Below are 19296 nucleotides of genomic sequence, written 5' to 3'. Positions count from 1 at the left end.
TTGTCTGATACCCCCACCCTGTAGGAGCCCGGCTTGCCGGCGATGGCGTCCTCAAGATCGCCATCGCCGGCAAGCCGGGCTCCTACAAGGTTTGCAGCGTCGTTTCGATTTCGTTGAAACCCGGCCGCGCCAGCACGTCGGGTTGGCAGCAGCGTTGCTGCAACGCGATCAACGCTTGATCGACCGACCCCGTCTCCACCCGCTCCAACAATTCCCCCAGCAACACCCCGAACGCCCTGACCTCGATCCGCTGCAATGCGCGGGTTTGCTCGGTATCCGCCGTGGCATGGAACGACGCCGCGCCAAAATCCCCCAGCAGGCAATCACCGGCTTCATTCCACAGGATGTTATGGCCGTAGAGATCGCCGTGGGTAATGCCGTGCCGGTGCAGATGGGCCGCCACCGAAGCAATCCCCCGCGCCATGCGCAGCGCTACTTCGAGGCTGAAGCGAGTACCCGGCTCATAGATGTCGCGAGTGCACGACGCCAGGCTCGGCAGGGCCGCGAGGTTGCGGTAGCTTGGGTCGATCAGGTCCATGACCAGTGCAGCCCCGTCGTCCGGATGGCCGACCACACGGCCTTCGACCTTGATCAGGTTCGGGTGCAGCCCGGCCGCGATGCAGGCCTGCATTTCGTGCAGGGGCGAGCCATCGCTGGTGATCGTGCCTTTGTACAGCTTGACCGCGACCGGCTTGGCGGCAGGCTTCCACAGCGCTTTGCGGATAACGCCCGAAGCCCCTTCACCCAGCACCTCGGCCAGTTCCAGTTCTGACCAGGCGATATCCGGCGTCGCGTCGTCGGCCGACACGTCCACCGCCATCTCCACCGGGTTGCCCGCGTACGCCAGCCAGGTCAGGCTTGGCAGGGTCAACAGCCACTGTGGCAACTGGGTAAAGCGGTTGGAAGCGATGCGCAGCAGTTCCAGGTTCTTGCAGTTGACCAGGCTCCGGGGCAGCGCCGTCAGCCGGTTGCCGGCCAGCATCAGTTTTTGCAGCAAGGGCCGCTCGCCCAGTTCGTCAGGCAGTTCGCTGATGTGGTTATCGGTGAGGATCAGCCAGCGCAACAACGGCGGCAACGCAGCGGCGGGCACGTGAGCGATCCCGTTGGCCTTGAAGCCGATCATGCTCAAGTTGGCGCACTGGCCCAGGCACTCCGGCAGTTCGGTAAAGGCGTTGTCCGAGCAGAACAGCACGCGCAGGTGCGTGAGGCGGTGCAGGTCGTCGGGCAGGCGGCTCAGGGCGTTGCCCGTAAGGTTGAGGATTTCCAGCGAGTCGGCCAGTTCGAAGATCTCCGGCGGGAATTCAGTCAGCCCGCAGGACAGGTCCAGGCGTTTGATGCCGGCCAGTTGGCCGGCCTTGAGTTGGGCGAAGGTATTCATGAACGGCGCGATCACTCGGCAAGAGGGTGTAAATGGCGCTCATGATACCGGGTCGGGCGAGTGTTGCGGGCTCACCGATTGCAATTGGCCCAGGCGGCTGGCGGTGCGAGCCAGGTCGATGGCCTGGCCCTCCAGCGATTCCACCAAGGGCTGTCGGCCGATCAGGGTCAGGCGCTTGTCCTGGTCGTAGAGCACGTCGACCAGGTTGATGAAGCGCTGCTGCACGGCGATCGGGCTGTCAGCCAGTTGCGGCAGCCCGTCGATGATCCAGTGGTCAAAGTCCTGGCACAGCAGCAGGTAATCCATCACGGCGGTGAGCTGCTCGCACAGGTCATTGAAGGTAAAGGCGATGGTGCGCCCCTGGCGGCTGCGGCAGGTCAGCTGGCGGGTGCCGACGGGCAAGGGTTGTGGCGGGCAATCGGCGGCGGGCAGTCCGAGGGCCTCACGCTGCTCGACGCTGCCGGGCCATACGTAGTGGCCGCTGGTGAAGCGCTGCTGCGCGTGGGCCTGGGGCAGGCTGCGAAAGTCTTGCGGCGAGCTGACCTCCAACACTTCCATGCGCGCGGCGATCAGGTCGATCACCGGCTTGAACCGCTGGTGATACAGCGGGTTGGGCAACAACCCTTCGGGCGCGTAGTTGGATGTCACCAATACCAGTATGCCGCGCTGGAACAACGCCTTGAATAAGCGGCTGATGAGCATCGCGTCGCCGATGTCGTGGACATGGAACTCGTCGAAACACAGTACGCGACAGCCCGCCAGCAGCTCATCCAGGGTGACGCCCAAGGCATCTTCATCGGCCTGGTGCTTGAACATGCCCCGGTGCAATTGGGCAAAGAAAGCGTGGAAGTGCACGCGCTGTTTCTCGGCAATCGGCAGGGCCTGGAAAAAACCGTCCAGCAGCCAGCTTTTGCCACGCCCCACCGGGCCGTGCAGGTACAGGCTGCGGGTAGGCTGGCCAGCGAGCAGGTGCCCGGTTTCGCGGGCCAGGGCGGCAATTGCCCGGGTCTGGCCGTCGCTGAGGGTGTAGCCCTGTTGCTCGGCCTTGGCCTGGAAGAACGCCGGGATCGGCGATGTGCCCAAGGCTTCGGTGGGTTTGCCGAGCAGGCGCCGGATTAGGGAAAGCACGGCCAATGCAGGTCACTCTGTATTTCGAGGGTCGCCCACTTTAGGGTGCCCGCCACGATTTGACCAATAGAGAAGGGCGCTGCCAGCTATCTCGAAAAGGCATGGCGCAGCGCTGAACCCGCCCAGACTGGCAGTTTCCCCCTGAGTGACTAACCTCATACACAGCAGTCACCCCTGTATAAGGATTTGGGGCAGTGAAGGGACGAGCGGTATTGGCAGTCATGGGCGCGATGTTCTGCAGCACGGGTTACGGTGCGCAACTCCAGGTGGAGGTGCGGATCGACGTGCAGCGGGGCTGCCAGCTGGTGGGCACCACCCGCAGCGCTGGCATCGAGCAGCTTGGCGTACTGGATTTTGGCAGCGGCCCGCGTCTGGATGACCCGGCCGGCCCCCTGAGTGCGGCCCTGATCAGCCAGCGTCAGCCGCGGCTGGAATGCAACCCCGACACCCCTTACCAAGTGCGCGTCGACGGCGGCCTGCATGGCGGCACGGGCGATGTGCGTTACCTCGCCGCTTCGGCACCGTCCACCAAACCCATTCCCTACCGTCTCTACGCCGATGCCGCGCGCCGCATTCCGTTGCCGGTGAATGAGCCGCTCAGCGGTCGCGTGCCGGACACCGGCAGCGTTGACCTGCCGCTGTACGGCCGCATCGAGCCGCTCAAAGAGATTCCCGCCGTTGGTCGCTATAGCGACCTGCTCAAGGTCACCGTCACATGGTGAGCCGGTGCCTGGCCCTGGTGGCCATGGGCGGCCTGTTATTGCTGGCGGATGACGCGCAGGCGGCCGTCAGTGGGCAAATCCATGCACGGCTGGTAATCACCGCCAGTTGCGAGGTGAGCAAAGGCGTCGACAGCGCGCCGGTCAGCCCCACGGGTGGCACGGCCCTGCTGGACTTTGGCAGCCAAGGCCCGACCTGGAACAACACATTGGGTGCAGGCGTTACCGACGGCGACAAGGCGCCGCTGTCGGTGTCGTGCAACCCGTCGGTTGTCAGCAGCTTCACGGTGACCATCGACGGCGGCGCCCACGGCGACGGCACCACCCGGCGCTTGAGCAACGGTCGCCAGACCATACCGTATCGGCTCTCGGCCGACCCGCTGGGGCAGAGCGCTTACAGCATCGGCCAGCAGCGCAATTTCGTCGTGACCAGGGGCACACAGATACCAATTCCGGTATTCGGCTCAGTGGTGGCGAATACCAGGGCCTTACCGGCCGGCATCTACACAGACACCCTGACGGTGACTCTGGATTGGTAAATCATGAGGATGACTATCATGCATGTACTTGTATCGCGAATAGGCGTTTGCGCACTGGGCCTGGCGATGGCGTCGAGCCTGAACGCGGCGACCACCGTGACCGGGCAGATCAGTTCCACCTTGATATTGACGAACAGTTGCCTGGTGAACGGTGTGGGCGGCACCACGGGCCTGAACTTTGGTGCGTTGAACTTCGGTACCACCAACAGCTTGTACACCGAGGCCGATGCCCAAGTGCTGGGCGGTGGTGGTGCGGCGTTGTCGATCCAGTGTTCGGCCGGCACCACGCCAGTCTTCACGGTGACGTCCGGGGTCAATGACGGCAAGTCTACGGGCGGTACTCGCGCCCTGGCCGACGGTGCAGGTCACTTTGCGCCTTACGATATCTACACCGACTCGGCCCATACACAGATCCTGGCCAACTCCGGCACCATCAACCTAGCGGCCAGTACCGGGGCAGCGCAGGCGGTGAACATCTACGGCAAGTCTCCAGGTAAAGCGGGTCTGCCGGCGGGCACTTACACCGATACGATTTCCGTCACGCTGACGTTTTAAGTGCCATGAACCGGCTGGGGTGTGCGGCGCTGTTGGTACTCGTGGGCTGGGGATTGCCCTTGACGTTGCCGGCAGTGACCAGCCAGTCGTTCCAGGTCAGTGCGACGATCACGCCGGGGTGCCTGGTGGTCGGCGGTGTGTCGAATTACGGCAGCCTGGCGTTTGGCAGCTATTCGGCGTTGTCCACCAGTACCGTGTCGGTGGCGTTGACGGGGGGGGTGACCCTGCAATGCACGCCCGGCGTGACGCTGAACATGAGCGTGAATGGCGGCTTGTACAACAGTGGCGGACGGCGCATGCAGCTCAATAGTGGCAGCGCCCAGATCCCCTATCAACTGTTTCAGGACGCTGGCCTGAGCCAGAGCCTGGGTATCAGCCAGACCGTCGCGGTGGCCTACAGCAACGCCAACAACATCACCTTGCCGATTTATGGGCGAGTGCAGTTACCGGGTAATCAGCCTGGGGGGACGTACAGCGATACGCTGCAGGTGCAGCTGTCGTGGTAAGGCGATTGGCATAAGGAGTGGGACCTATGTTTGCAGCTTCCCGGCGTTGGTGGGCAGCGAGTTTGAGCGGGTTTTTGGCGTTGGCGGCGGGGCAGGCCCAAGCGGCGAGTTCGGTGCTGATCTGGCCGATCGACCCGGTGCTGGAGGCCGATCAACAGGCCAGCGCGCTGTGGTTGGAGAATCGCGGCACCGAGACCGCCAACCTGCAGATTCGCGTGTTTGCGTGGAGCCAGAGTGGTTTCGATGAGCAGTACCAGAACCAGCGCGAGGTGATTGGCAGCCCACCGGTGGCCAAGATCGAGCCGGGGCAAAAACAACTGGTGCGGCTGACCCGTACCAAGGAAGTGCCGCCCGGTCAGGAGTTGGCCTACCGGATCATCATCGATGAAATTCCGTCCGCCACGCCAACAGCTGCGCCCGCCGATGGCAAGACGTCGGCCGCGATCCGCTTCCAGATGCGCTACTCGGTGCCGTTGTTTGCCTACGGGGCGGGCCTGTGGAGCAAGGTCGACAGCACCCGTGATCGCGACCCGAAAAGCGCCGGCAAGCCTGACTTGAGCTGGAAGAAAGTCAGCGTAGGCGGGCGCAACTATGTCGAGATGCGCAACACGGGTGCGGTTCACGCGCGCTTGACCGATGCCACCTTCAAACAGGGTGGCCAGCCTCGCCCACTGGTGGAAGGCCTGATGGGCTATGTGCTGCCGGGCGCGACCATGCGCTGGCCGGTGCCGGAGGGCGTGCCGGCCGATCAGCCGTTACAGGTACGGGTCAATGGTGCGGCGCAATTGGAGAGCCTTGCACCGGGGCGATAAAGCAGTGCGTTAGGGCATGGAACAGCCCCTGGTGTTAACGGATGGAGATGTCCATTGATGGACACAAAGCCTTGGTGAGCCACGATCGGGCTCGATGTCTATGGCGATCGGTGTGGGTAGTGGGTGGCTTGTCGAGCCTTGGGTTTGTGCCACTGAGTGTGGCAGCGCCACTGCCACCGCCGCCCAGCAGCATGGAGGCGATAGCCGATGCGCAGTTGTTCCTGGAACTGGTGGTCAACAGCATGGATACCGGCCGCGTGGTGGCGGTCAATCAGCGCGCCGGGCAGTTGTTCTTGCCGGCGTCGGTGTTGCAGGAGATCGGCATGAAGCTGCCTGCCGGAGTATCCAGCGATATCGCCTTGGAAAACCTGCCCGGGATGCACACTGATTACGACAGTCAGGGCCAGCGCCTGATGCTCACCGTGCCGCCTGCCTGGCTGCCGGAACAGTTTATCGGCAACCGCAGCAACTACCCGCGCACCCAGGCCCTGACCAGCTTCGGCGCGTTGCTCAACTATGACGCCTACCTGAACGATACCGATGACGCCGGCACTTACCTCGGCATCTACAACGAAGTGCGCTTGTTCGATACCTGGGGCACGTTGTCGAACACTGGCCAGTACCGCACCACTATTGGCCGCGAGATGGCCGGCAGCAGCCTGGACAACGGTTACCGGCGCTATGACACCACCTGGCGGTTTTCCGACGACGAACGCCTGCTGACCTACGAAGCGGGCGATGTGATCAGCGGCGCCTTGCCCTGGAGTACCTCGGTGCGTCTGGGTGGGGTGCAAGTATCCCGTGACTTTGGCGTGCGCCCGGACCTGGTGACGTACCCGCTGCCGCAGTTTGCCGGCGAGGCAGCGGTGCCGTCGTCGGTGGACCTGTTTATCAACGGCTATAAATCCAGCAGTGCCGACCTGCAGCCGGGGCCCTACACGCTGACGAACGTGCCCTTTATCAACGGGGCAGGGGAAGCGGTGGTGGTCACCACCGACGCCCTGGGTCGGCAGGTGTCGACCACGGTGCCGTTCTACGTTACCAGCACGCTGTTGCAAAAAGGCCTGTCGGATTTTTCGGTGGCCGCCGGTAACCTGCGCCGCGACTACACCGTGCGTGACTTTGGCTATGGACCGGGGGTGGCCAGCGGGACGTTTCGTTACGGCCTGTCAGACATGTTTACTTTGGAGAGCCATGCCGAGGCGTCCAACGACCTGACCCTGGGTGGCGTGGGTGGCAACCTGCGGATCGGTAATTTCGGCGTGCTCAATACCGCCGTCAGCCAAAGCCAGTTCGACGGCAGGACCGGCCAGCAACTGAGTGTGGGTTACCAATACAGCAGCCAGCGTTACAGCCTGTCCTATCAACGCGTGGAACGCCGTGATCAATATGCCGACTTGAGCCTGGTAGACACACCCTATGCCAGCCTCAGCAAACGCAGCCAGCAGGCGACGTTGAGCCTGAACCTCAACGACTTCGGCAGCCTGGGTGTGGGCTATTTTGATGTGCAGGCAGCAGACGATTCGCGAACCCGACTAGTCAACCTGACCTGGAGTAAAACGCTGTGGCGCAACAGCAGTTTTTACCTGTCGGCCAACCGCGAGGTCGGCGACAGCAATTGGGCGGTGCAAGCGCAATTGGTGATTCCCTTCGACGCCTACGGCAGCCTCAGCTTGAGCAATGAACGCAGCCAGGCTGGGCAGACGCAACAGCGCGTCAATTACAGCCGTGCAGTCCCTGCCGAGGGCGGCGTTGGCTACAACCTGGGTTACGCCAGCGGTGACGGGCCGGCTTACCGTCAGGCCGACCTGACCTGGCGCCTGCAGTCGGTGCAGCTGCAAGCGGGTGTGTATGGCAGCAGCGACGCCGAGACCCGTTGGGCAGATGCCAGCGGGTCGCTGGTGTGGATGGACAATCAAGTGTTCGCCGCTAACCGCGTCAACGATGCGTTTGTGGTGGTGAGCACCGACGGTTTCAGCGGCGTCCCGGTGCGCTACGAAAACCAGGTGGTGGGCGAAACCGATCGCAATGGCCACCTGCTGGTGCCGTGGAGCAGTGCTTACTACCGCGCCAAATATGAAATCGACCCGCTGAACCTGCCGTCCAATGTGCAAGTGCCGAATGTGGAGCAGCGCGTGGCGGTGCGGCGCGGCAGTGGTTACCTGCTGGAGTTTCCGGTGCGCCGGGTGATCGCAGCGAGTATCACCCTCGTCGATGCCCAACATGAGGATTTGCCCCTGGGCAGCCAGGTGCGTCACGAGCAAAGCGGTGGCGTGGCCGTCGTGGGATGGGACGGGTTGGTGTACCTGGAAAACCTGGCGGCGCATAACACCCTGTACGTCACGCTGGGCGACGGCAAGAGCTGCCAGGCAATGTTTGAACTGGATACCACGCAGGAGCAGGTGCCGCTGATCGGGCCACTGGTGTGCCAATGAGATAAGGAGTGTGCGTGTGCGGGTCAAGGAATGGCTGTGGCGAGGCTTGGTGCTGGCGAGCCTGGGAGTGGCGGGGCAGGCGCAGGCCGCGTGTTCGGTGGTCAGTACCCTGCCAGCCAGTTTTGGTACGACGGTAAGTTCGATGACGGTGCGCACCACCTCCCTGCCCAGTTCCACCACCAACGCCGGCTTGAGCTGTGCGCCGGTGGTACTGTCAGTGCTGGCTTCCAACGATCATTTTTACGGCACCATTACCGGCTCGACGCAGGGCGGGATGGTCGGGCCTACCGGGGATGTCATTAAGTACACGGTGTATGCCAACAACACCACGTCTTACCCGATGACGCGGGGCACTGCCTTCGACTTTGGTGGCGCCGGGGGGATCGCGGCGACCTACGGCCTGGTGTTCGGCCCTGGCACGAAAACCTTGCCGCTCTACCTGGGCACCCTCACCGGCAGCAATGTGGCGGCAGGGGTGTACACCGAAACCTTGAGCATTTTCTGGAACTGGAACTACTGCTCGGGTATCGGCGTGGGGGGGATTTGTGCCGGACGGGATATCAACAGCGGCACGACGACGCTGACGGTCAGCATGACGGTGGTCAACGACTGCCAGATCACCACGCCGCCGATTGCATTCGGCAGCGGCCCGGTGATCAGCGCGTTTTCCACGGTAACCGGGCAGGCCAGCGTCGCCTGCACCAAGGGCAGTGCCTACACCGTGGGCCTGAGCGATGGGCAAAACCCGGTCAGTGTGGGCGGACGGCGACAAATGGTGTCCAGCGGTAACTACCTGGCCTACGATATTTTCGTCAGTGCCGGCACCACCCGTTGGGGCAGTGTCGGCGCGGCGCGGCGCGCCAGCGCTTCGGCGGATATCAACCCTGGCAACGGCCTGGGCACCGGTAGCCAGGTGTTCAACTACAACGCCAAGATCTACACCGACCAGGCCACGCCGCCGGGCGGTACCTACCTCGACAACGTGGTGCTCGACGTGGGGTTCTAGAACTTGATCGTCTGCTTGATCAGCCGCGCGGTCGGTTCATCGTTGGGGCTGACCATCGCATAGTTGTAGCCGGCGCCGGACCAGTATTCGGCCTGCAAACCGTCGGCGCTGCGGCTGCCCCGGGGCAGAAAGTTGTTCTCCGGGCCCGGTGGGCGAATATAGAAACTGATCTTGTGGCCTTCACGGTTTTCATACACCACCATCGCCGCCGCCCCGGATTCGGTGGTCAGCAGGCGCCCGCTGACCGGTGTGAAACCGGAGGCGCTGAGGTCGGGCAAACGATGGGCCTGGTTGAAATAGCGGTCGAGCCAGGCCTGCATATTGCTGTTGCCCTGAGTGTTGTAGTCGGCGGGCATGATGCCGTCCTGGGCAAACAGGCGAAACGCTTGCATCGCATCGGCCATCGGCAACATCGGCGGTTGAGTGACCTCGCGGGCATGCCAGCCGCCAACGCCGCCAAGGCTGACGGCTATCAGCAACACGGCGGCCGTTGCCAGGTGGCGACGGGACTGATGCCGGATGCGCTGGCGAATCAGCGCGGGGTCCAGCTTGGGGTTGGCCGGTTGCTGCAAAGTACCACTCAATGAGGCGCGCAGTAATTGCGCATCCTGTTGCCAGGCCTGGACCTGGGCGGCAACGTCGGGTTGGGCAGCCAGGTAGGTTTCGAGCACACGGCGATCACTCTCCAGCAGTTGGTGATCGACGTAGGCATGCAAATCGCGTTCGCTGGGGGGCAGGCTGATCATTTGAGTATCCGCAGGGAAGGGCTGGCTATTTCGCCATCACTGAGTTGACGCAAGGCTTGGCGCGCCCTGGACAGGCGCGACATCACGGTGCCGACGGGCACGTCGAGGATCTCGGCGACCTCCTTGTAGCTCAAGCCTTCGACCGACACCCACAGCAGCAAGGCGCGCTGTTCGGTGTTGAGTCGGTCGAAGGCTTGCAGGGTCGATTGGGCCATCACCGTGCGTTCGACTGACGGTTGCGCATCATCGCGGCCGGTGAAGAATTCGAGCATGCGCGCATAGCGCCGGCTGCGACGGTGCGCATCAAGGAACTGGCGGTAGAGGATCGAGAACAGCCAGGCGCGCAGGTCGCCTTCGAGGCGTTTGTCGGCCCAGCGGATGATCGCCCGTTCCAGGGTCGATTGCACCAGGTCGTCGGCGCTGCTGGCGTTACGGGTCAGGGACACGGCAAAGCGCCGCAACCTGGGGATGAGTTCACGTAACTGTTCGTCGAGTTCATGCATGGTCGGCTGGCTGATCACTACGCTGGGACTAGAGAGACGTCCGGCGTTGAAGGTTATTCCCCGCTCCCAAAAATAAATCCAGGGCCAGGGAATAGAGCAGATCGGCGTTCGTCTTAATGCTCCGACCTTATGTTCCACCCCTAAGGCCTTTGGCCCTGGAGTTTCTTCATGGTAGATCACTCATCACCGCCGCGTCCCCCGTTGAGCACGGCGAGCCTGATCGCACGGCTCATCGGTATCGGTGCCGTGGTTGCGGTCGTTGCCGGGGCATTTGCCTACGTCAACGGCACACTCGACCCACAGCGCCTGCGGCCCAAGACCCTGGTCAATGCCCTGGAAACCAATAACGGCATCCACCCGGGCTTCCGGCGTAACCATGCCAAAGGTGTGTGCGTGGCGGGTTACTTCGAGAGCAGCCCAGAGGCGCGTGCCTACTCCAGCGCCCAGGTGTTCAGCGAGGCCAGGACCCCGGTGATTGGTCGGTTTGCCTTGCCCAGCGGTAACCCTTACGCGCCGGACAGCAGCGTGCCAATCCGCAGTTTTGCGTTGCAGTTCAGCCAGGCCAACGGTCAGCAGTGGCGCACCGGGATGAACAGCATGCCGGTGTTCCCGGTGGGCACGCCGCAGGCGTTCTACCAGATGCTCCAGGCTGGCGCACCCGACCCGGCCACTGGCAAGCCGAACCCGGCGAACATGCCGGCGTTCTTTGCCGCGCACCCTGAAACCGCGCCGTTTTTGGCGTGGGTCAAGACGGCCAAGCCGTCCGCCAGCTACGCGACGGAAACCTATAACGGGATCAACGCGTTTTTCCTGGTGAGTGCCGATGGCAAGCGCCAGGCAGTGCGGTGGGGCGTAGTGCCACAAAGCCAGGACGCGCCGGGCGACGTTGCTCCGGCAGGCAGCGACTTCCTCGAAAAAGACCTGGTGCAGCGCCTGGCCTCGGGGCCGTTGCGCTGGCAGTTGAACATGACGTTGGCCAACCCTGGCGACCCACTGGACGATGCCAGCAAGGCCTGGAGCGGTGAACACAAGGTGTTGAACGCCGGCACCCTGGTGTTGCAGGGCAGTCAACCGCAAGCGGACGGCGATTGCCGTGATATCAACTTCGATCCGCTGGTTCTACCCAGTGGTATCGAGGCTTCCAACGACCCGCTGCTGGCGGCACGCTCGGCTGCGTATGCCAGTTCGTACTTGCGTCGTGCCGGTGAAGTCAGCCCCTTGCACAGTGCCCCTCAGGAGTCGAAGCCATGAATGTTCAACCGCGGTTTTTCGCCCCTCTGGCGCGCTTGCTGCACTGGCTGATGGCGTTGATGATCATCGCGATGCTGTTTATCGGCGCGGGCATGGTGGCATCGGTGTCGGAGCGCCATGAATGGCTGATCCACCTGCACAAACCGCTGGGGATCGCGATTCTGGCTCTGGTGATCGTGCGCTTGGTGGTAAGGTTTTCGACGCGTCAGCCGCCGTTGCCGGTTGACTTGCCACTGTGGCAAGTGTTGGCAGCCAAGGCGTCCCATATCGTGCTGTACGCGTTGATGCTGGTGTTGCCGGTGCTGGGCTGGGCGATGATCTCAGCGGCGGGCGACCCGGTGATGCTCAGCAGCTCGGTGCAGTTGCCAGCCTTGGTGGGTGCCAATGCGCCGTTGTTTGCGGTGTTGCGCAAGGCCCACGGCTTTCTCGCCTACCTGTTGTTCCTGACAGTGTTGTTGCACCTGGCGGCGGCGTTGTTCCACGGGCTGATCCGACGTGATGGTGTGCTGCAAAGCATGACCGGCAGCAAACGCTGACCGTGTAGGACCCGGCTTGCCGGCGATGGCGTCCTTGAAATTCTTGCTGTTATCAAGGGCCTCATCGCCGGCAAGCCGGCTCCTACAAAGGGTTAGCGCAGGATGGTCACGATGTCGGCGACCGTGCTCAATACGTCCTTGCCCAACTGCTTGGAGCGCTCACCGGACCAGCCGGTTTTCGGGTTGGGCGCGTCGTCGTTGTCCTTGAACGGCATTTCCAGGGTCAGGGACAGGCAGTCGTACTTCTGGCCAACGGCGTTGCAGGCCAGGGTCATGTTGGCTTCGCCCGGCAGGTCGCGGGTGTAGCCGTGGGCGGTCTGGAAGTCGCGGGTGAGGGCGCTCAAGTGGCTGCGGAAATGTTTTTCAAGGCCTTCGATACGCGGGGTGTAGCCCGGGTTGCCCTCGCAGCCTGCGGTGAAGACGTAGGGGATTTCTTCGTCACCGTGGATGTCGAGGAACAGGTCCACGCCGTACTTATCCATTTGCTGCTGGGCGAACAGCACTTCCGGGCTGATTTCCTGGCTGGCGCTCTGCCAGGCACGGTTGAGGTCCTGGCCCATGGCGTTGGTGCGCAGGTGGCCGTGGAAGGCGCCGTCGGGGTTCATGTTGGGGATCAGGTACAGGTCGGCCACGGACAGGAGCTTTTTCAGCTCGGCGTCACCGTCCTGTTGCAGGCGCTCGATGATGCCTTCCATGAACCATTCGGCCATGTGTTCGCCAGGGTGTTGCTGGGCAATGATCCACACGTTGCGGCGACCTTCGCCACCTTTGCCCCGGCGCAGCAACTGGATGTCACGGCCTTCGGCACTCTTGCCGGTGGCCAGCAACTGGGTGCCGGCACCGTTCAGGGCCTGCTCGATCAGCCAGTCATGGCGCTCGCGGCTATAGGGTTCGAAGTAGGCGACCCAGGCGTGCTTTTCGCGGGTTTCCAGGCTGATGTGCAGGATCTCGCCATCAAAACGCGTGGGCACACGGAACCAGTTGATATGGTCGTAGGACGCCACTGCGTTGTAGCCGCTCCACGCATGCTTATACGAAGACTGGCCCGCATTGCTTAGGCGGAAGGTGTGGGTGTGGCCCACATGCATGCCTTCGGCCTTGAAGTGGAACCATTGGAAATGTGGGCTACGGGTGTCGGGTTTGATCGCCAGCAGCAACTGATAGGCGTCGCTGGCATCCAGGACCTGGATGTTGCCGCTGTCGAAGTCGGTGCTGATCTTGATGGAGGTCAAGGCCACGGTCATGGTCGGGTCGCCTGATTAGCTGTGTTGTGGCAGATATCTTACACAGGAGTCGGGCAAAATCTTGATGCAAAATTGTTGCATGGGGAGGGGGCGTCATCCTTGACGCGCCAGCAGCTTAGAATCTATGAGATTGATTCTCAAGCGCTATTTCTTAAAGATCCGGGCTAGAGCGCTCGTTCGGCTTTCTTTTGGCGATGGTCTTTTGCTACCATGCGCGCCATCAAGCAACACACAGTCTTCATTAGCCTGAAGCCACGCCAGGGAAACTGGCAAAAAAAAGACCCGGCCAAAGAGCCGGGTCAAAAACCGTGATTAGCCTGATGAGGAGATATTCCAAGAGTCCGACCTAAGGTCCCTTGGTCTATCGACTGATCTCGCGACCAGCTGCGTTCAATAATAATCATTATCATTTGCAAGTCAAATGTTTTTATCCGAGGGATAGAAATATTTTTCTTTCGCGCCCGTTACACGTTTGCCGATGCCTGCTGCGCCTGCAACGACCGCTCCACCATCGCCTTCGCCATATCGATCAAATACACCACTGAAAATGCCAGGTCGCGTTGATTGCCATGATGGCTGCTCGCAGACTCATAGGCCGTGGCCGCCGCACTGCGCAACAGGTCAGAAGCGTGCACCAACGCTTCCTCCTGGCTGATGCCGGGCTTGATGGCAAACAGGGCGCCGTCCGGCACGGGGGCCGACACATCCTCTTTCAAGTAATAGTCCAGCGCACGTTGGGCGGCGCTGCTGCTGCACATGTCGTGCAACTCATCGTTTTCAGCGGTTTCAGGCAGGAGGTACGGGCTTGTCGTCATAAGGGTCGGTACTCTGTGGGGTGTCGAAAACCATATGACCGATGATAGTACGTATCGTATTTATGTCGTTTTATGGATTACTACAAACTGTTTATTGCCCTGAAAAATACGCGACGTATTGTCAGGCCCCATGGATAACTGGATAGCGTTGGTCAAGGCCAACATGAAAGACCGCAAGGTCACGCAGGACCAACTGGCCGAACGCCTGGGCATGTCCCAGGGCGGTGTGGGCCACTGGCTCAACAAACGTCGCGTGCCGAGCCTGGAAGACATGAACCGGCTGTTGCAGGCATTGGGGCTTGATGAGCTGGAAGTGGTGCTTGAGATTCGCGAGCGGGGCGCTGAACAGGTGCTGTTACCGATAAAACACTACACGCCGTATTTCCGTTACCCGGTCAGCGACTGGAAGGGCCTGTGCGAAATCCGCGAAGAACCCGCGCGCTATGACGCCCAACGATTCGAACTGACAGATTATCGGTGCGAAGGCGAGGCGTTCTGGCTGCCCGTCACCAGCGACGCCATGGCGGCCCCCAGCGGCTTGAGCGTCGGCGCTGGCATGATGATCCTGGTAGACCCGGCCATAGAAGCCGAACCCGGCAGGCTGGTGGTCGCACAATGGGCCAACAGCACTCACGCCACCTTCCGCCAGTTGATGGAAGAGAGCGGCCAGCTCTACCTGACGCCGCTCAATCCCACTTACCCCAAACAACTGCTCACTGACGACTGCCGCATCCTCGGCGTTGTCGTGCAAGCCACGGCGAAGTTCTAGCCCGCCGTTTCCAGCTCCACCAGCGCGCTGCCTTCGGCCACCATTTCACCCTCCTGGCAGAACAGTGCCTTGACCATCCCGGCCTCAGGCGCGCGAATGCTGTGCTCCATCTTCATCGCCTCCAGCACCACCAGTTGCGCGCCGGCTTCCACGCTTTGGCCGACTTCAACCAACACGCGCACGATGCTGCCGTTCATGGGCGCCGTGAGGCCGCCCTGGTGAGACTGGTTGGCCTCGACCGCCGCAATCGGGTCGAACAGGCTGATGGCGTGCATCTCGCCGTCCCAGCGCAGGAACACGCCGCCCTCGCTGCGCACGGCCAGAAGGTTGCGACGCACGCATTGGTGCTCGCTCGACAACTGCTCGCCGTGCAACCTGAAGGCATCCCCCTGCAACGTCACCAACCGATCCTGCCCATTGCAGCTCAAATGCAGCGAAACCTCCGCAGGCAGCCCCGCCCGGAACCCGCGGGTGTCCGCCCAAGGCCCATCGCCGGCCGGCAAGCTCTGCATAAAAGCGGCGCCCGCCGCCTGCCAGAACTCCTCGCTCAAGGCGCCAGCGGCCGGCAACAATTGGTCCTGATAGCGTGGAATGAACCCGGTATCCAGTTCGGCGCTCGCAAAGGCCGGATGGCCGATGATCCGGCGCAGAAAGCCCAAGTTGGTCTTGAGCCCGCCCACGGCAAACTCATCGAGCATGCTCAATAACCGCAGGCGTGCTTGCTCACGGTCCTCGCCCCAGGCGATCAACTTGCCGAGCATCGGGTCGTAGAACGGCGACACGTCGTCCCCTTGTGCAACGCCGCTGTCCACACGTCGCCCGGGGCCTGGGGCAGATTCGCGATACAACGCTAAATGCCCGGTGGCTGGCAGGAAATCATTTGCCGGGTCTTCGGCATACAAGCGCACCTCAATGGCATGGCCGATCAACGGTACCTGCTCCTGGGTGATTGGCAGCGCCTCGCCCTGTGCGACACGGATTTGCCAGGCCACCAGGTCCAGGCCGGTGATCGCCTCGGTCACCGGGTGTTCCACTTGCAAGCGTGTGTTCATCTCCATGAAGAAGAATTCGCCACGGGCATCCAGCAAAAATTCCACGGTACCGGCGCCCACATAGCCGATGGCCTGGGCAGCGCGCACGGCGGCTTCACCCATGGCTTTGCGCTGCTCGACGCTCAGGCCTGGCGCCGGTGCTTCTTCCACGACCTTTTGATGGCGACGCTGAATCGAACAGTCGCGCTCGTTGAGGTAGAGGCAATGCCCGTGCTGATCGGCAAACACCTGAATCTCCACATGACGCGGCTTGATCAGGTATTTCTCCACCAGCATTTGCCCGTTGCCGAAGGACGACAGCGCCTCACGCTGGGCAGAGGCCAGGGCTTCGGCCAGTTGGCTGACCTCCTCGACCACCTTCATGCCCTTGCCGCCACCACCGGCCGTGGCCTTGAGCAGCACCGGGTAGCCGATGCGCTCGCAGGCGGCGCGGAAGGTGTCCAGGTCCTGTGCTTCGCCGTGGTAGCCGGGCACCAGCGGCACGCCGGCAGTTTCCATCAACGCCTTGGCGGCAGATTTGCTGCCCATGGCATCGATGGCCGAGGCAGGCGGGCCGAGGAAGATCAGGCCCGCTGCTTCAATGGCACGGGCGAAGCCGGCGTTTTCCGACAAGAAACCGTAACCCGGGTGGATCGCCTGGGCGCCACTGGCCTGTGCGGCAGCGATCAGCTTGTCGATTTGCAGGTAGCTTTCGGTGGCTTTGCTGCCGCCCAGGTCCACGCGAATATCCGCCTCACGGCTATGTCGCGCGTCGCGGTCAGTGGCGCTGTGCACGGCCACGGTGGTCAGGCCCATGGCCTTGGCGGTGCGCATCACGCGGCAGGCAATCTCGCCACGGTTGGCCACCAGCAGGGTGGTCAGTGTGCTCATGAGCGCGGCTCCTGTGCTTGCCAGCTGGGCGGGCGTTTTTGCAGGAATGCGCGCAAGCCTTCCTGGCCCTCGGTGCTGACGCGAATCCGCGCAATGGCGTTTTCGCAATAGCGGCGCAGGGCCGGTGTCAGGGCGCCATTCCCGACTTCACGCAGCAAATCCTTGCTGGCACGCATGGCGGCCGGGCTGTTCTGCAGCAGGTTGGCGACCCACAGCTGCACCTGCAGGTCCAGTTCGCTGGCGGGGTAGCTGTCGGCCAACAAGCCGATTTCCCGGGCGCGCTGGCCGTCGAAACGTTCGGCGGTCAGGGCATACCGCCGCGCCGCGCGTTCGCCGATGGCCTGCACCACGAACGGGCTGATCACCGCCGGTGCCAGGCCGATGCGCACTTCTGACAGACAGAACTGCGCGTCATCGGCGCCAATCGCCATGTCGCAGCAACTGATCAGGCCCAGCGCACCGCCGTAGGCCGCGCCTTGTACCACCGCCAGCGTGGGGATCTTCAACTTGGCCAGGTTGTACATCAGCTCCGCCAGCTCGCGGGCGTCGTCCAGGTTGGTGTGGTAATCGAGTTCGGCCGATTGCTGCATCCAGGCCAGGTCGGCCCCGGCGCTGAAGTGCTTGCCACGTCCGCGCAGCAGCAGAAAGCGCAGGGATGGATCGCCCTGTACCCGGTCGAGGGCGATGATCAGTTCGCGGATCATCTCGGCGTTGAACGCGTTGTTCTTGGCTTCACGACTGAGCCACAGGGTGGCAAAGCCACGGCTGTCGGTGATCAGTTCGAGGGTGTTGAAATCGCTCATGGGGTACAGCTCCATTTACATGCGGAACACGCCGAAGCGGCTCGGCTCGATGGGGGCATTCAGCGAAGCGGACAGGGCCAGGGCCAGCACGTCACGGGTCTGCAGCGGATCGATCACGCCGTCGTCCCACAAGCGCGCACTGGAGTAATAGGGGTGGCCCTGGGTTTCGTACTGGTCGAGGATTGGCTGCTTGATCGCCGCTTCTTCCTCGGCACTGAACTCGCTGCCAGCCCGTTCAGCCTGCTCACGCTTGACCTGCACCAGCACGCCGGCGGCCTGTTCGGCGCCCATCACGCCAATGCGCGCGTTCGGCCACATCCACAAGAAGCGCGGGTCATAGGCGCGGCCGCACATGCCATAGTTGCCAGCCCCAAAGCTGCCGCCGATGATGACGGTGAACTTCGGCACCTTGGCGCAGGCCACGGCCGTGACCAGCTTGGCGCCATGCTTGGCGATGCCGCCCGCCTCGTACTTCTGGCCAACCATGAAACCGGTGATGTTCTGCAAAAACAGCAGGGGAATGCCACGCTGGCAGGCCAGTTCGATAAAGTGCGCGCCTTTCTGCGCGGCCTCGGCAAACAGGATCCCGTTGTTGGCGAGGATCGCAATCGGGTAACCGTGCAGGTGCGCAAAGCCACACACCAAGGTGGTGCCGAACAGCGCCTTGAATTCATCGAACACCGAGCCGTCCACCAGCCGCGCGATCACTTCGCGCACGTCGAACGGCTGCTTGGCATCGGCCGGGATCACCCCGTACAACTCTTCGCTGCTGTACAGCGGCGCAATCGGCGTGCGTTGCAGCAACTGGCCCTGTTTGCGCCAGTTGAGGTTGGCCACACTGCGTCGCGCCAGCGCCAGGGCGTGTTCGTCGCTGTCGGCATAGTGGTCGGCCACGCCGGAGATCTTGCAATGCACATCGGCACCACCGAGGTCTTCGGCGCTGACCACTTCACCCGTGGCCGCCTTCACCAGCGGTGGCCCGGCGAGGAAAATGGTGGCTTGCTGGCGCACCATGATCGCTTCATCCGCCATGGCTGGCACATAGGCGCCACCGGCGGTGCAGGAACCCATGACCACCGCGATCTGCGGGATGCCCTGGGCGCTCATGTTGGCCTGGTTGAAGAAGATCCGCCCGAAGTGCTCGCGGTCCGGGAACACGTCGTCCTGGCGTGGCAGGTTGGCGCCGCCGGAGTCCACCAGGTAGATGCACGGCAAGCGGTTCTGTTCGGCGATGGTCTGGGCACGCAGGTGTTTTTTCACGGTGAGCGGGTAATAGGAGCCGCCTTTCACCGTGGCGTCGTTGGCGACGATCATGCATTCCACGCCTTCCACGCGACCGATCCCGGCAATCACCCCGGCTGCCGGTACGTCTTCGCCATACACCTGATGGGCGGCCAGTTGGCTGAGTTCCAGAAATGGCGAGCCCGGGTCCAGCAGGCGATTGATGCGTTCACGCGGCAGCAGCTTGCCCCGTGAGGTGTGCCGCTCCTGGGCCTTGGCGCCGCCCCCTTGCTGCACATGGGCGAGCAGGGTGTGCAGGGCGTCGACCTGCTGGCGCATGGCGGCGCTGTTGGTGGCGAACTCCGCCGAACGCGGGTTGAGCTGGGTGTGCAAGGTGGCCATGGCGCG

The 19296-nt window shown here is 62.7% G+C and carries 19 protein-coding genes; 10 read left to right on the top strand and 9 right to left on the bottom strand.

Annotated features, from left to right (window positions below; translation table 11 throughout):
• Positions 1 to 82: 82 nt before the first annotated feature.
• Positions 83 to 1378: a protein kinase gene (locus HX792_RS26700; RefSeq protein WP_176998883.1), complete on the bottom strand. Its 1296-nt coding sequence runs from the start codon at positions 1376 to 1378 to the stop codon at positions 83 to 85.
• A gap of 39 nt (positions 1379 to 1417) precedes the next feature.
• Complete coding sequence (gene zapE / locus HX792_RS26695; RefSeq protein ID WP_176998882.1) at positions 1418 to 2512, bottom strand: cell division protein ZapE; 1095 nt, start codon at positions 2510 to 2512, stop codon at positions 1418 to 1420.
• A 224-nt stretch (positions 2513 to 2736) separates the two neighbouring features.
• Here zapE and HX792_RS26690 point away from each other — a divergent pair, with 224 nt between their 5' ends.
• The 7 genes from HX792_RS26690 to HX792_RS26660 are packed head-to-tail and all read left to right on the top strand — an operon-like array spanning position 2737 to position 9078.
• The gene (locus tag HX792_RS26690; protein ID WP_176998979.1) at positions 2737 to 3228 is read left to right on the top strand and encodes a spore coat U domain-containing protein; all 492 of its coding nucleotides are present in this window, start codon (positions 2737 to 2739) and stop codon (positions 3226 to 3228) included.
• A complete protein-coding gene (locus HX792_RS26685; protein ID WP_176998881.1) occupies positions 3222 to 3764 on the top strand; it encodes a spore coat protein U domain-containing protein in 543 nt (180 codons plus the stop codon). The genes HX792_RS26690 and HX792_RS26685 overlap by 7 nt, the downstream gene beginning before the upstream one ends.
• An 18-nt stretch (positions 3765 to 3782) precedes the next feature.
• Positions 3783 to 4319, top strand: coding sequence for a spore coat protein U domain-containing protein (locus HX792_RS26680; protein ID WP_176998880.1), 537 nt, complete (start codon positions 3783 to 3785; stop codon positions 4317 to 4319).
• 5 nt (positions 4320 to 4324) lie between these two features.
• Positions 4325 to 4825: a spore coat U domain-containing protein gene (locus tag HX792_RS26675; RefSeq protein WP_176998879.1), complete on the top strand. Its 501-nt coding sequence runs from the start codon at positions 4325 to 4327 to the stop codon at positions 4823 to 4825.
• Positions 4826 to 4851: 26 nt separating this feature from the next.
• A complete protein-coding gene (locus HX792_RS26670; protein ID WP_176998878.1) occupies positions 4852 to 5637 on the top strand; it encodes a molecular chaperone in 786 nt (261 codons plus the stop codon).
• Between the two features lie 41 nt (positions 5638 to 5678).
• Positions 5679 to 8072 carry a fimbria/pilus outer membrane usher protein gene (locus HX792_RS26665; RefSeq protein ID WP_176998877.1) on the top strand — a complete coding sequence of 798 codons (2394 nt, stop codon included), beginning with the start codon at positions 5679 to 5681 and terminating at the stop codon, positions 8070 to 8072.
• Between the two features lie 16 nt (positions 8073 to 8088).
• Positions 8089 to 9078 carry a spore coat protein U domain-containing protein gene (locus tag HX792_RS26660; protein ID WP_371319386.1) on the top strand — a complete coding sequence of 330 codons (990 nt, stop codon included), beginning with the start codon at positions 8089 to 8091 and terminating at the stop codon, positions 9076 to 9078.
• Here the strand turns inward: HX792_RS26660 and HX792_RS26655 are convergent.
• Entirely contained in the window at positions 9075 to 9824 is a 750-nt protein-coding gene (locus tag HX792_RS26655) for an anti-sigma factor (RefSeq protein WP_176998875.1), read from the bottom strand. The two genes, HX792_RS26660 and HX792_RS26655, sit on opposite strands and share 4 nt — an antisense overlap.
• Positions 9821 to 10327 carry a sigma-70 family RNA polymerase sigma factor gene (locus HX792_RS26650; RefSeq protein WP_176998874.1) on the bottom strand — a complete coding sequence of 169 codons (507 nt, stop codon included), beginning with the start codon at positions 10325 to 10327 and terminating at the stop codon, positions 9821 to 9823. The genes HX792_RS26655 and HX792_RS26650 overlap by 4 nt, the downstream gene beginning before the upstream one ends.
• 168 nt (positions 10328 to 10495) lie before the next feature.
• Here HX792_RS26650 and HX792_RS26645 point away from each other — a divergent pair, with 168 nt between their 5' ends.
• Both HX792_RS26645 and HX792_RS26640 read left to right on the top strand, forming a co-directional pair.
• Complete coding sequence (locus tag HX792_RS26645) at positions 10496 to 11578, top strand: catalase family peroxidase (protein WP_176998873.1); 1083 nt, start codon at positions 10496 to 10498, stop codon at positions 11576 to 11578.
• Positions 11575 to 12114, top strand: a complete 540-nt coding sequence (locus tag HX792_RS26640) for a cytochrome b (RefSeq protein WP_176998872.1) — start codon at positions 11575 to 11577, stop codon at positions 12112 to 12114. The genes HX792_RS26645 and HX792_RS26640 overlap by 4 nt, the downstream gene beginning before the upstream one ends.
• 92 nt (positions 12115 to 12206) lie before the next feature.
• Here HX792_RS26640 and HX792_RS26635 read toward each other — a convergent pair whose 3' ends face one another.
• Positions 12207 to 13358 (bottom strand): carboxypeptidase family protein, encoded by a 1152-nt coding sequence (locus HX792_RS26635; RefSeq protein WP_176998871.1) that lies wholly within the window; start codon positions 13356 to 13358, stop codon positions 12207 to 12209.
• Between the two features lie 464 nt (positions 13359 to 13822).
• A complete protein-coding gene (locus HX792_RS26630) occupies positions 13823 to 14173 on the bottom strand; it encodes a DUF6124 family protein (RefSeq protein ID WP_176998870.1) in 351 nt (116 codons plus the stop codon).
• Positions 14174 to 14303: 130 nt separating this feature from the next.
• Here HX792_RS26630 and HX792_RS26625 point away from each other — a divergent pair, with 130 nt between their 5' ends.
• On the top strand, positions 14304 to 14942 hold the full coding sequence (locus HX792_RS26625; RefSeq protein WP_176998869.1) for a LexA family transcriptional regulator: 639 nt from the start codon (positions 14304 to 14306) through the stop codon (positions 14940 to 14942).
• On the opposite strand, the gene HX792_RS26620 is transcribed toward HX792_RS26625, so the two are convergent.
• Genes HX792_RS26620 through HX792_RS26610 form a run of 3 tightly spaced genes read right to left on the bottom strand, consistent with a single transcriptional unit; the run spans position 14939 to position 19290 of the window.
• On the bottom strand, positions 14939 to 16864 hold the full coding sequence (locus HX792_RS26620; RefSeq protein WP_176998868.1) for an acetyl/propionyl/methylcrotonyl-CoA carboxylase subunit alpha: 1926 nt from the start codon (positions 16862 to 16864) through the stop codon (positions 14939 to 14941). The two genes, HX792_RS26625 and HX792_RS26620, sit on opposite strands and share 4 nt — an antisense overlap.
• Positions 16861 to 17667 carry a gamma-carboxygeranoyl-CoA hydratase gene (locus HX792_RS26615; protein ID WP_176998867.1) on the bottom strand — a complete coding sequence of 269 codons (807 nt, stop codon included), beginning with the start codon at positions 17665 to 17667 and terminating at the stop codon, positions 16861 to 16863. The genes HX792_RS26620 and HX792_RS26615 overlap by 4 nt, the downstream gene beginning before the upstream one ends.
• 15 nt (positions 17668 to 17682) lie before the next feature.
• Positions 17683 to 19290 (bottom strand): carboxyl transferase domain-containing protein, encoded by a 1608-nt coding sequence (locus HX792_RS26610; RefSeq protein ID WP_176998866.1) that lies wholly within the window; start codon positions 19288 to 19290, stop codon positions 17683 to 17685.
• Between the last annotated feature and the right edge of the window lie 6 nt (positions 19291 to 19296).

The organism is Pseudomonas sp. B6002 (genome assembly GCF_013385985.1).
Taxonomy (GTDB): Bacteria; Pseudomonadota; Gammaproteobacteria; order Pseudomonadales; family Pseudomonadaceae; genus Aquipseudomonas.
The sequence above is the reverse complement of the archived record's forward strand: the minus strand, read 5'-3'. Positions and strand labels throughout refer to the sequence as shown.

Excerpts from the sequence above, each read along its gene's own strand:
- HX792_RS26670 (WP_176998878.1), top strand. The coding sequence starts at position 4,852 with ATGTTTGCAGCTTCCCGGCGTTGGTGGGCAGCGAGTTTGAGCGGGTTT.
- HX792_RS26640 (WP_176998872.1), top strand. The coding sequence starts at position 11,575 with ATGAATGTTCAACCGCGGTTTTTCGCCCCTCTGGCGCGCTTGCTGCAC.
- HX792_RS26675 (WP_176998879.1), top strand. The coding sequence starts at position 4,325 with ATGAACCGGCTGGGGTGTGCGGCGCTGTTGGTACTCGTGGGCTGGGGA.
- HX792_RS26650 (WP_176998874.1), bottom strand. The coding sequence starts at position 10,327 with ATGCATGAACTCGACGAACAGTTACGTGAACTCATCCCCAGGTTGCGG.
- HX792_RS26680 (WP_176998880.1), top strand. The coding sequence starts at position 3,783 with ATGCATGTACTTGTATCGCGAATAGGCGTTTGCGCACTGGGCCTGGCG.
- HX792_RS26685 (WP_176998881.1), top strand. The coding sequence starts at position 3,222 with ATGGTGAGCCGGTGCCTGGCCCTGGTGGCCATGGGCGGCCTGTTATTG.
- HX792_RS26645 (WP_176998873.1), top strand. The coding sequence starts at position 10,496 with ATGGTAGATCACTCATCACCGCCGCGTCCCCCGTTGAGCACGGCGAGC.
- HX792_RS26620 (WP_176998868.1), bottom strand. The coding sequence starts at position 16,864 with ATGAGCACACTGACCACCCTGCTGGTGGCCAACCGTGGCGAGATTGCC.
- HX792_RS26610 (WP_176998866.1), bottom strand. The coding sequence starts at position 19,290 with ATGGCCACCTTGCACACCCAGCTCAACCCGCGTTCGGCGGAGTTCGCC.
- HX792_RS26655 (WP_176998875.1), bottom strand. The coding sequence starts at position 9,824 with ATGATCAGCCTGCCCCCCAGCGAACGCGATTTGCATGCCTACGTCGAT.
- HX792_RS26700 (WP_176998883.1), bottom strand. The coding sequence starts at position 1,378 with ATGAATACCTTCGCCCAACTCAAGGCCGGCCAACTGGCCGGCATCAAA.
- HX792_RS26625 (WP_176998869.1), top strand. The coding sequence starts at position 14,304 with ATGGATAACTGGATAGCGTTGGTCAAGGCCAACATGAAAGACCGCAAG.
- HX792_RS26630 (WP_176998870.1), bottom strand. The coding sequence starts at position 14,173 with ATGACGACAAGCCCGTACCTCCTGCCTGAAACCGCTGAAAACGATGAG.
- HX792_RS26665 (WP_176998877.1), top strand. The coding sequence starts at position 5,679 with ATGGAGATGTCCATTGATGGACACAAAGCCTTGGTGAGCCACGATCGG.
- HX792_RS26615 (WP_176998867.1), bottom strand. The coding sequence starts at position 17,667 with ATGAGCGATTTCAACACCCTCGAACTGATCACCGACAGCCGTGGCTTT.
- HX792_RS26690 (WP_176998979.1), top strand. The coding sequence starts at position 2,737 with ATGTTCTGCAGCACGGGTTACGGTGCGCAACTCCAGGTGGAGGTGCGG.
- HX792_RS26635 (WP_176998871.1), bottom strand. The coding sequence starts at position 13,358 with ATGACCGTGGCCTTGACCTCCATCAAGATCAGCACCGACTTCGACAGC.